Annotated in this window: 12 protein-coding genes; 6 read left to right on the forward strand and 6 right to left on the reverse strand. The window is 66.4% G+C overall.

The annotated features are described in order from the left end of the window. Window positions 1-24 precede the first annotated feature (24 nt). The 3 genes from ACQR13_RS27210 (at window position 25) to ACQR13_RS27220 (ending at window position 2,488) form a co-directional block, all read left to right on the forward strand. Complete coding sequence (locus ACQR13_RS27210) at window positions 25-1,065, forward strand: CobW family GTP-binding protein (protein WP_409997649.1); 1,041 nt, start codon at window positions 25-27, stop codon at window positions 1,063-1,065. Continuing rightward, a complete protein-coding gene (locus ACQR13_RS27215) occupies window positions 1,065-2,084 on the forward strand; it encodes a WD40 repeat domain-containing protein (RefSeq protein ID WP_315716535.1) in 1,020 nt (339 codons plus the stop codon). Before ACQR13_RS27210 ends, ACQR13_RS27215 begins: the two co-directional genes overlap by 1 nt. 83 nt (window positions 2,085-2,167) lie before the next feature. Further along, complete coding sequence (locus tag ACQR13_RS27220) at window positions 2,168-2,488, forward strand: hypothetical protein (RefSeq protein WP_315716536.1); 321 nt, start codon at window positions 2,168-2,170, stop codon at window positions 2,486-2,488. Between the two features lie 158 nt (window positions 2,489-2,646). Here ACQR13_RS27220 and ACQR13_RS27225 read toward each other — a convergent pair whose 3' ends face one another. From ACQR13_RS27225 to ACQR13_RS27250, 6 genes are all read right to left on the reverse strand, one after another. Further along, window positions 2,647-4,071 (reverse strand): homospermidine synthase, encoded by a 1,425-nt coding sequence (locus ACQR13_RS27225; protein WP_315753686.1) that lies wholly within the window; start codon window positions 4,069-4,071, stop codon window positions 2,647-2,649. 73 nt (window positions 4,072-4,144) lie between these two features. Beyond that, entirely contained in the window at window positions 4,145-4,534 is a 390-nt protein-coding gene (locus tag ACQR13_RS27230) for a RidA family protein (protein WP_315716538.1), read from the reverse strand. Between the two features lie 96 nt (window positions 4,535-4,630). After that, entirely contained in the window at window positions 4,631-4,789 is a 159-nt protein-coding gene (locus tag ACQR13_RS27235; RefSeq protein ID WP_316202669.1) for a hypothetical protein, read from the reverse strand. Continuing rightward, on the reverse strand, window positions 4,777-5,370 hold the full coding sequence (locus tag ACQR13_RS27240) for a GNAT family N-acetyltransferase (protein ID WP_434863420.1): 594 nt from the start codon (window positions 5,368-5,370) through the stop codon (window positions 4,777-4,779). The genes ACQR13_RS27235 and ACQR13_RS27240 overlap by 13 nt, the downstream gene beginning before the upstream one ends. Window positions 5,371-5,550: 180 nt before the next feature. Continuing rightward, on the reverse strand, window positions 5,551-6,693 hold the full coding sequence (locus ACQR13_RS27245) for a type III PLP-dependent enzyme (protein ID WP_316195291.1): 1,143 nt from the start codon (window positions 6,691-6,693) through the stop codon (window positions 5,551-5,553). A gap of 674 nt (window positions 6,694-7,367) precedes the next feature. After that, entirely contained in the window at window positions 7,368-7,628 is a 261-nt protein-coding gene (locus ACQR13_RS27250) for a hypothetical protein (RefSeq protein ID WP_315716541.1), read from the reverse strand. Between the two features lie 132 nt (window positions 7,629-7,760). Between ACQR13_RS27250 and ACQR13_RS27255 the strand changes: the two genes are divergently transcribed. From ACQR13_RS27255 to ACQR13_RS27265, 3 genes are read left to right on the forward strand one after another with little or no spacing between them, the layout of a single operon-like run. After that, window positions 7,761-9,842 (forward strand): M3 family metallopeptidase, encoded by a 2,082-nt coding sequence (locus tag ACQR13_RS27255; RefSeq protein WP_316202671.1) that lies wholly within the window; start codon window positions 7,761-7,763, stop codon window positions 9,840-9,842. Window positions 9,843-9,852: 10 nt separating this feature from the next. Beyond that, complete coding sequence (locus tag ACQR13_RS27260) at window positions 9,853-10,488, forward strand: DUF1007 family protein (protein WP_315753765.1); 636 nt, start codon at window positions 9,853-9,855, stop codon at window positions 10,486-10,488. Beyond that, a complete protein-coding gene (locus ACQR13_RS27265; RefSeq protein ID WP_434863421.1) occupies window positions 10,485-11,690 on the forward strand; it encodes a nickel/cobalt transporter in 1,206 nt (401 codons plus the stop codon). The genes ACQR13_RS27260 and ACQR13_RS27265 overlap by 4 nt, the downstream gene beginning before the upstream one ends. Window positions 11,691-11,725 lie beyond the last annotated feature (35 nt).

The raw sequence follows: 11,725 nt of genomic DNA on the forward strand, positions 1-11,725 counted from the left end.
CGATCTGAGGTTTTCGGAGTGAGCATGTCCGACGCGAGCAAGACACCAGTGACGGTCCTGACCGGCTATCTCGGGGCCGGCAAGACCACGCTTCTGAACCGCATCCTCTCGGAAGACCACGGCAAGAAGTACGCCGTCATCGTCAACGAATTCGGCGAGATCGGCATCGACAACGACCTCATCGTCGGCGCCGATGAGGAAGTGTTCGAGATGAACAATGGCTGCATCTGCTGCACCGTGCGCGGCGATCTCGTGCGCATCATCTCCGGCCTGATGCGCCGCAAGGGCAAGTTCGACGCGATCATCGTCGAGACCACGGGGCTCGCCGATCCGGCGCCGGTGGCGCAGACCTTCTTCGTCGACGAGGACGTGCAGAAGAACGCGCGGCTCGACGCGGTCGTGACGGTGGCCGACGCGAAGTGGCTCTCGGACCGGCTCAAGGATGCGCCGGAGGCGAAGAACCAGATCGCGTTTGCCGACGTCATCGTGCTCAACAAGACAGACCTCGTCACCAAGCCGGAGCTCGCCGAGGTCGAGGCGCGCATCCGCGCCATCAACCCCTACGCAAAGCTGCATCGCACCGAGCGCTGCCAGATCGCGATCTCGGATGTGCTGGAGCGCGGCGCGTTCGATCTCGACCGCATTCTGGAGATCGAGCCGCAATTCCTCGAAGCGGGCGACGATCACGATCATCACCACCATGATCACGACCACGGCCATGATCACCATCATCATCACGATCACGGCCTGAAGCACTATCACGACGAGGAGATGCAGTCGCTGTCGCTGCGCTCCGACAAGCCGCTCGATCCGTCGAAATTCATGCCGTGGCTGCAGAACCTGGTGCAGACCGAGGGCGGCAAGATCCTGCGCTCCAAGGGCATCCTGTCGTTCCAGGACGATGACGACCGCTACGTCTTCCAGGGCGTGCACATGATGCTCGAAGGCGATCATCAGCGGAAGTGGAAGCCCGACGAGGCGCGCCAGAGCCGCGTCGTCTTCATCGGCCGCGAGCTGCCGGAAGACGCCATCCGCGAAGGCTTCGAACGCTGCATCGTGACCTGATGACGTCGTTCGACCAGGGCGGCGAGGCCGCATCGATCGTCTCCGTCACCGACAAGGTGAAGCCGGTCTCGCTCGGCATGGCCGTCACGGCCGTGCACTATCTCGGCGATCGCGCCGCCTTCGTCGGCACCGAGGAGAGTGTCGCTGTCGTCGACGGCGACGGCGAGATCAGCAAGGTGGATGTCACCGGCGGCGGCATCCTGTCGGCGGTGTCGGACGGATCGCGCATCCTGATCGGCGGCGATGACGGCAAGGTCTCGTCGCTCGACAAGGCGGGCAGCGTCAGCGTGCTCGTGACCGATCCGAAGCGGCGCTGGATCGACAACGTCGCCCTTCATCCGGATGGTGCGATCGCCTGGTCGGTCGGCAAGACCGCGTTCGTGCGTCAGCCCAAGGGCGAGGAGAAGTCGCTCGAGGTGCCGTCGACTGCGGGCGGACTTGCGTTCGCGCCGAAGGGCCTGCGGCTCGCGATCGCGCACTACAACGGCGCCACCTTGTGGTTTCCCAACATGGCGGGCGAGCCGGAATTTTTAGGCTGGGCCGGCTCGCATCACGCCGTCACCTTCAGCCCGGACAACAAGTTCCTGGTCACCGCGATGCACGAGCCGGCGCTGCATGGCTGGCGGCTCGCTGATAGCAGGCACATGCGGATGACCGGCTACCCCTCGCGGGTGAAGTCGATGTCCTGGGGCAGCGGCGGCCGTTTCCTGGCGACCTCGGGTGCCGACATGGTCATCCTCTGGCCGTTCGTCGGCAAGGACGGCCCGATGGGCAAGGAGCCGGCGATGCTGGCGCCGATGAAGGCCAAGGTCACCGCGGTCGCCTGCCATCCCAAGCAGGACATCCTGGCCTGCGGCTACGAGGACGGCACCGTGCTGATGGTGCGGATGCAGGACGGCGCCGAGATCCTGGTGCGGCGGAACGAGACGCCGCCGATCGTGGCGCTGGGCTGGAATGCCGCGGGAACGTGGCTCGCTTTCTCCGATGAAAGCGGCGAGGCCGGGCTGCTGCGGCTCTGATGAGGCACTGGGGCGCAGACCCCGATGGAACCTCGCAGGCGCGTGACCGTTGTTCCGCACACATAGGATGCGGATGATAAGCCATGGCCTCGATCAACAGCAAACAGACGTTGCGCCGGGACATGCTGCTGGCGGCGGGCCTGTTCGTCCTTGGCGTGCTCGTGGCCGTGGTCTCGCTGACCGAGATCAAGGCCAATCACCTCGACCAGGTTGCGCAGGCGACGCCCTCGGCCTCGCCTGAACCGTCAGCGACCCCGGCCGAGTCCAAGCCCGGCGGCACGCGCCCGACGACGCCGGCGCCAGAGCCCGCGCGCCCTGACGTGGAAGCTCAAAAGGAAGGCGCCAAGCCGGCGCTGCCGCCGGCCCCGGCCGAGAAGATCGCGCCGACGATGGAGCGGAAGTAGCTCGCTGTAGCAACGGCAGAGCGCGAGAGAGTTCGCGTGCTGCTTCCACGTCGTCATGCCCGGGCTTGTCCCGGGCATCCACGTCGTTCAACTGCGCGGCTTCGTGGATGGCCGGGTCAAGCCCGGCCATGACTGAGGAGCGAGTGCGGCCCAGCCAGTCATCGCACCAGGATGTTGCGGAACTGCCACGGATCGGACGTGTCGATATCCTCCGGGAAAAGCCCCGGGCGGTCGTTCAGCGGGGTCCAATCCGTGTAATAGCCCTTCACCGGGCCGAGATAGGGCGACTGGATCTCCAGGCAGCGGCGGAAGTCCATCTCGTCGGCCTCGACGATGCCGGCGGTCGGGTTTTCCAGCGCCCACACCATGCCGGCGAGCACGGCGGATGACACCTGCATGCCGGTCGCGTTCTGGTACGGCGCGATGCGGCGGGTCTCCTCGATCGAGAGCTGCGAGCCGTACCAATAGGCGTTCTTGCCGTGGCCGTAGAGCAGCACGCCGAGCTCGTCGATGCCGTCGACGATCTCGTTCTCGTCGAGAATGTGCCACTTCCCCTGCATCTTGCCGGTGGCGCCGAAGATCTCGTGCAGCGACAGCACCGCGTCATTGGCCGGGTGATAGGCGTAGTGGCAGGTCGGGCGGTACACCACCTTGTCGCCGTCGCGCACGGTGTAGTAGTCGGCGATCGAGATCGACTCATTGTGGGTCACCAGGAAGCCGTATTGCGCGCCCGGCGTCGGACACCACGAGCGCACGCGGGTGTTGGCGCCCGGCTGCAGCAGATAGATCGCGGCACCGCAGCCTTCGCTGTGGCGGCGGCCGTTCTCCGGCATCCATGTCTCGTGCGTGCCCCAGCCGAGCTCGGCCGGCTGCATGCCCTCCGAGACGAAGCCCTCGACCGACCAGGTGTTGACGAACACGTCCATCGGCTTCGGATTCCTGGAGCGCTGCGTGTCACGCTCCGCGATGTGGACGCCCTTGACGCCGAGCTTCTGCATCAGCTGCGCCCAGCCCTCGCGGCTCTTCGGCTCGACGATCTCGGTCTTGGTGTCCTTGGCGATGTCGAGCAGCGCCTGCTTGACGAACCAGGACACCATGCCGGGATTGGCGCCGCAGGTCGAGACGGCGGTGGTGCCGCCGGGGCTCTTGCGGCGGGCGGCGAGCAGCGTCTCGCGCAGCGCGTAGTTGGAGCGCTGCTCGACCCCCATCTGCTTGTCGAAATAGAAGCCGGCCCACGGCTCGACGACGGTGTCGATGTAGAGCGCGCCGATCTCGCGGCACATGGTCATGAGGTCGACCGAGGAGGTGTCGACCGACAGGTTCACGCAGAAGCCCTGGCCGCCGCTCGCGGTCAGCAACGGCACCAGCAGCTCGCGGTAATTGTCGCGGGTCACGCCCTGCTGGATGAAGCGGACGCCATGCTTCTTCGCCAGCGCGCCGTCGTCATGCGGATCGATGATGACGAAGCGGCTCTTGTCGTAGTCGAAATGGCGTTCGATCAGGGGCAGGGTGCCCTTGCCGATCGAGCCGAAGCCGATCATCACGATGGGGCCGGTGATCTTCGCGTGGATCTGCGAGCTCATGAATGGTTCTCCGCGAAAGGTGCGTGGGATGGATGGATTCAGGCGGCGCGCCGCCCTCGGATGCCGCGCCGCGTTAGCGGCTGCGGCGCTTGGCGGTGACTTCGATTTCCACCTTCATCTCCGGCTTGAGCAGCGCCGCGACGACCAGCAGCGTTGCGGCGGGGCGGATGTCGCCGAGGACTTCGCCGCAGACCGCAAAATGGGCATCGGCGTCGTTGACGTCGGTGAGGTAGTAGGTCGCGCGGACGATATCGGCCATCTCGAAGCCGCCCTCCTGCAGGGCGGCGGCGATGGTCTTGAAGCAGTTGCGTGACTGGCTCGTGACATCGGCCGGCATCGTCATGGTGGTGTAGTCATAGCCGGTGGTGCCGGCGACGAAGGCGAAGTCGCCATCGATGACGGCGCGGCTGTAGCCGGCGGTCTTCTCGAACGGTGATCCGGTAGAGATCAGGCGGCGGGACATGGCGGACCTCGTGGGGGGATTTTCGGGGGTTAAAGAGCTTTTGCTGCACCTGCGCAACCCCTGGCGGGGCGGGCAGGGTGCGGCCTGCCGGCATGCCTAACGCGGGCGGGTGACGTCAGGTCCGGCGGGCGGCGTGCTGGACCAGCGCCTGACCACGATGTCGCGGACGATCATGATCCCGAGCAGGATCAGCACGAGCGTCGGCAGCAGTGTCCGCCGCTGCGGCGCTGTCGCCCTGGCCTTCACGCTGCGCATCGCAGCGGCCGCTCGCGACGCGAGCGGCGGGCCTTGCGTTCGGCAGCGCCGGTCGCGACGATCATGCCCGACGCGCCGTCCAGCGCGCCTTCGACCAGTTCGAGCCCGAGCAGGCGCTCGCGCGCGAACGCGCCGGGCAGCTCCAGCGCGGCGGTCTGCGCGACCGAGAAGCCGAAGCGGGCGTAATAGGGCGCATCGCCGAGCAGGATCACCGCGCCATGGCCGCGCGACGCCGCGATCATCAGCGCGGCATTCATCAGCGCAGCGCCAACGCCGAGGCTGCGCGCCTCGGCCGCGACCGCCAGCGGCCCCAGCATCAGCGCGTCGCGTCCGCCGGCGCTGACGTGCCACAACCGCAGCGTTCCCACCAGCGTGCCGCCGCGCACCGCCGACAAAGCGAGGCCCGCGGCGGGCGCGCGTCCGTCGCGCAGGCGCTGGCAGGTGCGCTCATGGCGATTCTCGCCAAAGCACAGGTCGAGCAGCGTCTCGCGCGCCGCGACGTCGGAGGCCCGTTCGCTGCGGATCACGAACGGAGCGGCAGTCCGAGAGGGCGCAGTCGAAGGGATGCAAAAAGCGGTCATGGCACGTCAGTCCCCGGCCTGCGCGGCAAGCCTTCGCCCGCGCGCAAACACGTGATGTCAGGTTGAAGGTGACGGTCTATCGCTCCCTCCCCCGCTTGCGGGGGAGGGTCGGGGTGGGGGAACGCCCCACCCGAGCCTCTTGCCGGTCTCACCCGCGCTCGGGTGGCGAGGGCAGCCAGGTCAGATGTGATAGGTCTTCAGTGGGGGGATGCCGTTGAAGGCCACCGACGCGTAGGTCGACGTATAGGCCCCGGTCCCCTCGATCAGCACCTTGTCGCCGATCGAGAGCGTCACCGGCAGCGGATACGGCAGCTTCTCGTACATCACGTCGGCCGAATCGCAGGTCGGGCCGGCGAGCACGCACGGGGTCATCTCCGCGCCCTCATGCGGGGTGCGGATCGCGTAGCGGATCGACTCGTCCATCGTCTCGGCGAGGCCGCCGAACTTGCCGATGTCGAGATAGACCCAGCGCAGCTCGTCCTCGTCGCTCTTCTTCGAGATCAGCACCACTTCCGACTCGATGATCCCCGCGTTGCCGACCATGCCACGGCCCGGCTCGATGATCGTCTCCGGGATCTGGTTGCCGAAATGCTTGCGCAGCGCACGGAAGATCGAGCGGCCGTACTGCACGACCGGCGGCACGTCCTTCAGGTACTTGGTCGGGAAGCCCCCGCCCATGTTGACCATGGTCAGGTTGATGCCGCGCTCGGCGCAGTCGCGGAACACCGTCGAGGCCATAGCCAGCGCGCGGTCCCACGCCTTCACCTTGCGCTGCTGCGAGCCGACATGGAACGAGATCCCGCACGGCTCCAGGCCCAGCCGCTTGGCCAGGTCCAGCACTTCCACAGCCATCTCCGGATCGCAGCCGAACTTGCGCGACAGCGGCCATTCGGCGCCGGCGCAATCGTACAGGATGCGGCAGAACACCTTGGCGCCGGGCGCTGCGCGCGCGATCTTCTCGACCTCGGCGGCGCAGTCGACCGCGAACAGGCGGATGCCGAGCGCATAAGCGCGCGCGATGTCCCGCTCCTTCTTGATGGTGTTGCCATAGGAGATGCGGTCAGGCGTCGCGCCGGCGGCCAGCGCCATCTCGATCTCGGCGACCGTCGCCGTGTCGAAGGAGGAGCCGAGCGAGGCGAGCAGCGACAGCACTTCCGGCGCCGGGTTGGCCTTGACCGCGTAGAACACGCGGCTGTCCGGCAACGCCCGGGCGAAGTTGGTGTAGTTGTCGCGCACGACATCGAGGTCGACGACGAGACAGGGCTCGTGGTCCAGACCTTCCTCGCGGCGGTTGCGCAGGAATTCCCGGATACGTTCGGTCATAGCACCCTCCAAACGGCCCCAGCGACGGAGACCCGTTCAAAATGATCCCGACACGGGTGCCTTGGCGTTGCCGCCCGATGGAAAGGCGACAAAACCTCGAACCCGTAGCCGAATTGTGCTGCCGTGGATTGGTTGGGAATTTCCCGCCCGCACACCTGGCAATGAAGGACAAGCCTTTTCAGTAGCCCGCGCCGGCTTTGGACTGCCGGTAGAGACCAAAAAAGCCCGATCCGTCGTTGCTTTAAGTCGCGTCCCCCGTTGAGAGCGGGGTGCGCCGGTTCGCCTCCGGCTGCCAGTCACGGTTGCAAAAGATGGGGTGACCTTCAGCGGCATCTCTTGAGAGAGATGCTGGGCTCTGGAGCATGACGATCTCGATCATGGTGATCTTGATCGCAACGATCCGAGGGCCCCTCGGTTCCTCATCCCTTGGCGGCTGTCCGGCCTCTTGTCCGGATACCTACCGACTGACACACGACCACAGGCACGTGCGAAATTGGGCAGAAGCGGAAATAAGCGTTTTGAATTTCGTTCGCAAGGAATTTTTGGGCGCCGGGAAAGATTTCCCTAATCTGTGCTTACGCGACACACATGCTGCGCTGATGTCTGAACGAGCGTTAAGCGAGCTTAAACTTTCGTAACGCGCTCACGCTTGCAGGACAGTGTTTTTACGCTGTTCACGCGCGCCTGGTGAACGGCTCGATGCGCTGCGCGCCGCGGATGAAGCCGATCATCACGAACACGCCGATCGCGAACAGCACGGCCTGAACGATGTGCGCGCCGCCATCGCCGAGCCCGAACAGAATCGCGAGCGCCCAGCCGCCGGCGAAGGCCGCACCGAACACTTCGGCACCGATCAGGATCGCCGCCGAGATGACGGTGATCACGGTCGGCCAGGCGATCTGGCGGCCGGCTTTGGAGGTGGTCTCTGCGTTCATGGTCCAGGGTCCTGTTGCGGGCCGCAATCTCTCCGAAAAGGCCCGGCCCTTCAAGGGGAAATGACCCAAAAAGAGCCAGCTCCATGATATGAGGGGCGCATCGAACTTCCGGGAGAGGACGGACCCCAGCCGATGTCAGACACCACCGCTGTGATCGACGCCCAGACCAATCCGCTGCTCGTGGCCTGGGAGACCCCGCACCAGACACCGCCCTTCGACGCGATCAAACCCGAGCACTTCCTGCCGGCCTTCGAGCGCGCCTTCGCCGACCACGCCGCCGAAATCACCGCGATTACCCATGATCCGGCCGAGCCGGACTTTGCCAACACCATCACGGCGCTGGAGCGCTCGGGCAAGCTGCTGTCGAAGGTCGCGGCTGTCTTCTACGATCTGGTGTCGGCGCATTCGAACCCGGCGATTCTGGAGATCGACAAGGACGTGTCGCTGCGGATGGCGCGGCACTGGAACCCGATCATGATGAATGCCGTGCTGTTTGGCCGCATCGCGCTGCTCTACGACAACCGCAAGGACCTCAAGCTCACCGGTGAGGAGCAGCGGCTGCTGGAGCGCACCTACACCCGCTTCCGCCGTGCCGGCGCCGGCCTCTCGGACGACGACAAGGTGCGGATGGCCGAGATCAACGAGAAGCTCGCCCAGCTCGGCACCACCTTCAGCCACCACGTGCTCGGCGACGAGCAGGACTGGTACCTCGAGCTCGGCGAGGACGACCGCGCCGGCCTGTCCGAGAGCTTCGTGGCTGCCGCCAAGGCTGCGGCGGATGAGCGCGGCATGCCCGGCAAGGCGATCGTGACCCTGTCGCGCTCGTCGGTCGAGCCGTTCCTGCAGAGCTCAGGCAGGCGCGACCTGCGCGAGAAGGTGTTCAAGGCCTTCACCGCGCGGGGCGACAATGGCAATTCCAACGACAACAACGCCGTCATCGGCGAGATCCTGTCCTTGCGCGAGCAGGCCGCCAGGATCATGGGCTTTCCCAACTTCGCCGCCTATCGCCTCGAGGATTCCATGGCGAAGACGCCGGAGGCCGTGCGCGGGCTGCTGGAGCGCGTCTGGAAGCCGGCGCGCGCCAAGGCGCTGGCCGATCGCGACCAGCTGCAGGAGATGATCACGGCGGAGGGCGGCAACTTCAAGCTCGAGGCCTGGGACTGGCGCTATTACGCCGAGAAGTTGCGCCAGGCGAAGGCGAACTTCGACGACGCCGCGATCAAGCCGTATCTTTCGCTCGACAACATGATCGCGGCCGCCTTCGACTGCGCCACGCGGCTGTTCGGCATCACCTTCGCCGAGCGCAAGGACATCCCGGTCTGGCATCCGGACGTCCGGGTCTGGGAGATCAAGGACGTGGGAGGCCGCCACAAGGCGCTGTTCTATGGCGACTACTTTGCCCGCTCGTCGAAGCGTTCCGGCGCCTGGATGACCTCGCTGCGCGACCAGCAGAAGCTCGACGGCGACACCGCGCCCTTGATCATCAACGTCTGCAACTTCGCCAAGGGGGCCGACGGTCAGCCCTCGCTGCTGTCGCCGGACGATGCCCGCACGCTGTTCCACGAGTTCGGCCACGGCCTGCACGGCATCCTGTCCAACGTGACCTATCCGTCGCTGTCGGGCACTGCGGTGTTCACCGACTTCGTCGAGCTGCCGTCGCAGCTCTACGAGCACTGGCAGGAGCGTCCCGAGGTGCTGCAAACCTTCGCGCGCCACTACCAGACGGGCGAGCCGCTGCCGCAGGACCTGCTCGAGCGCTTCCTGGCCGCGCGCCGCTTCAACCAGGGCTTTGCCACCGTCGAGTTCGTCTCCTCGGCGCTGATCGACCTCGAGTTCCACACCCAGCCGGCGGCGGCCTCCAAGGATGTCCGCGCTTTCGAAAAGGCCGAGATGGAGAAGATCGGCATGCCCCCGGAGATCGCGCTGCGCCACCGGCCGACCCAATTCGGCCACATCTTCTCGGGAGACCATTATGCGGCGGGCTATTACAGCTACATGTGGTCGGAGGTGATGGATGCGGATGCCTTCGGCGCCTTCGAGGAAGCCGGCAACATCTTCGACCCCGCGGTCGCCAAGCGGCTTCACGACAACGTCTATGCGTCGGGCGGCTCGGTCGATCCGGAAGCGGCCTACATCGCGTTCCGCGGCCGCGAGCCCGAGCCCGACGCGCTGTTGCGCCGGCGCGGCCTGCTCGACGTTGCCAAGGCGGCTTGAGATGAAGGGGATGGCGCTGGTCCGGTTCGTCCTCGCTGCGCTGACGCTCGTGCTCGGCGCGAGCGTGGCGAGCGCCCATCCGCATGTCTGGGTCACCGCGACCAGCCAGCTGCTCTATGCGGCCGATGGCTCGGTGACCGGCGTGCGGCACGCCTGGACCTTCGACGACATGTTCGCGACCTATGCGCTGCAGGGGCTCGAGACCAAGCAGAAGGGCGTCTACACCCGCGAGGAGCTGGCGCCGCTGGCGCAGACCAACGCCGAGTCGCTGAAGGAATATGCCTACTTCACCTTCCTCAAGGCCGACGGGCGCAAGCAGAAGCTCGAGGACCCCGTCGACTATTACCTCGAATACAAGGACACCAAGCTGACCCTGCACTTCACCCTGCCGCTGAAGGCGCCGGTGAAGACGAAGCAGCTCCAAGTCGAGGTCTACGATCCCAGCTATTTCATCGATTTCCAGATGGCGGAGAAGGATCCCGTCACGCTGGTCAGCGCTCCCTCGGGCTGCAAGTTCGGCCTGGTGAGACCGAGCGACGGCGGCTCCGTCGCGCAGACCATGAACGAACAGACATTCCTGAGCGGCGGGGCGAACGCCAATTTCGGAATGAATTTCGCCAACAAGATCTCAGTGGAATGTCCATGACGCCTCGCCCCAGCTCTGCCCGACCGCTCCTCACCTGCGCCGCGATCGTCGCCGCGCTCGTTTCCGCGCTCTTGGCCGGCGACGCCGCCTCGCATGCGCTGTTCGCCAAATCGCCATTCGGCGCGCCGGCGGAGCCGCAGGTCGGCGGCATCGTCGGCTGGCTGCTCGCCAAGCAGTCGGAGTTCTACCGGCAGATGTCGGGGGCGATCCGCTCGGCCAAGCAAGATGGCTCGGCGGTCTGGTGGCTGCTGGCGATCTCGTTCGCCTACGGCATCTTTCATGCTGCGGGCCCCGGCCACGGCAAGGCGGTGATCGCGTCCTATCTCGTCGCCAACCAGGAGACGGCGAAGCGCGGCATCGTGCTGTCGTTCGCCTCGGGCCTGATGCAGGCGCTGGTCGCGGTCGTCATCGTCGGCATCGGCGCCGTGGTGCTCAATGCCACCGCGGCCACGATGTGCAGCGCCGAGAAGGTGGTGGAGATCGCGAGCTACGGGCTGATCGCGCTGCTCGGCGCGCGCCTGGTCTGGGTCAAGGGCGCGGCGTTCCTGCGCACCTGGCAGCCGGCGGCGCCGGCATTGGCGCTGGCCGGTGCGCCCGCGGCCGCGGTGGCGCCGTCGACCCATGATCATAGCCATGCGCATGATCACCAGCATCGCGCGCCTCATCATGATCATCACGGTCATGACCATCATGGTCACGACCACCACGGCCACGATCATCATCACCACGATCATGCGCACGCCCATGCTGCGGCGGCGCATGGTTCCGCCGCTCACGATCACGTCCACCACGATCACGTTCACGGCGATGACTGCGGTTGCGGCCATTCCCACGGGCCCGCGCCGAGCGAACTCGCCGGTCCCGGCGGCTGGCAGCGCGGCTTTCAGGCGATCTTCGCCGCCGGCATCCGCCCGTGCTCGGGCGCGATCCTCGTGCTGGTGTTCGCCTTGGCCCAGGGCATGTTCTGGGCCGGCGTCGCCGCGACCTTCGTGATGGGCATGGGCACGGCGGTGACCGTCGCGACCATCGCGGTGCTCGCCGTCGCCGCCAAGAACGTCGCCCGCCGGCTCAGCGCCGGCCGCGAGGGCGGCGGCGCCCTGATCATGCGCGGCCTGGAATTCGGCGCCGCCGGTCTGGTGCTGCTGTTCGGCGCGGGCTTGTTGCTGGGCTACATCGCGGCGGAACGCACGACCTGCTTCTGAGCGGCTCAGCGCTACTAGGGCACCTCCGCTGGAGA

It is taken from the genome of Bradyrhizobium sp. HKCCYLRH3059 (assembly GCF_051168035.1).
Taxonomy (GTDB): Bacteria; Pseudomonadota; Alphaproteobacteria; order Rhizobiales; family Xanthobacteraceae; genus Bradyrhizobium.

Bases quoted from the DNA above. Each gene is read 5' to 3' on its own strand.
- ACQR13_RS27210 (WP_409997649.1), top strand. From the start codon at position 25: ATGTCCGACGCGAGCAAGACACCAGTGACGGTCCTGACCGGCTATCTC.
- ACQR13_RS27215 (WP_315716535.1), top strand. From the start codon at position 1,065: ATGACGTCGTTCGACCAGGGCGGCGAGGCCGCATCGATCGTCTCCGTC.
- ACQR13_RS27220 (WP_315716536.1), top strand. From the start codon at position 2,168: ATGGCCTCGATCAACAGCAAACAGACGTTGCGCCGGGACATGCTGCTG.
- ACQR13_RS27225 (WP_315753686.1), bottom strand. From the start codon at position 4,071: ATGAGCTCGCAGATCCACGCGAAGATCACCGGCCCCATCGTGATGATC.
- ACQR13_RS27230 (WP_315716538.1), bottom strand. From the start codon at position 4,534: ATGTCCCGCCGCCTGATCTCTACCGGATCACCGTTCGAGAAGACCGCC.
- ACQR13_RS27235 (WP_316202669.1), bottom strand. From the start codon at position 4,789: ATGCGCAGCGTGAAGGCCAGGGCGACAGCGCCGCAGCGGCGGACACTG.
- ACQR13_RS27240 (WP_434863420.1), bottom strand. From the start codon at position 5,370: ATGACCGCTTTTTGCATCCCTTCGACTGCGCCCTCTCGGACTGCCGCT.
- ACQR13_RS27245 (WP_316195291.1), bottom strand. From the start codon at position 6,693: ATGACCGAACGTATCCGGGAATTCCTGCGCAACCGCCGCGAGGAAGGT.
- ACQR13_RS27250 (WP_315716541.1), bottom strand. From the start codon at position 7,628: ATGAACGCAGAGACCACCTCCAAAGCCGGCCGCCAGATCGCCTGGCCG.
- ACQR13_RS27255 (WP_316202671.1), top strand. From the start codon at position 7,761: ATGTCAGACACCACCGCTGTGATCGACGCCCAGACCAATCCGCTGCTC.
- ACQR13_RS27260 (WP_315753765.1), top strand. From the start codon at position 9,853: ATGGCGCTGGTCCGGTTCGTCCTCGCTGCGCTGACGCTCGTGCTCGGC.
- ACQR13_RS27265 (WP_434863421.1), top strand. From the start codon at position 10,485: ATGACGCCTCGCCCCAGCTCTGCCCGACCGCTCCTCACCTGCGCCGCG.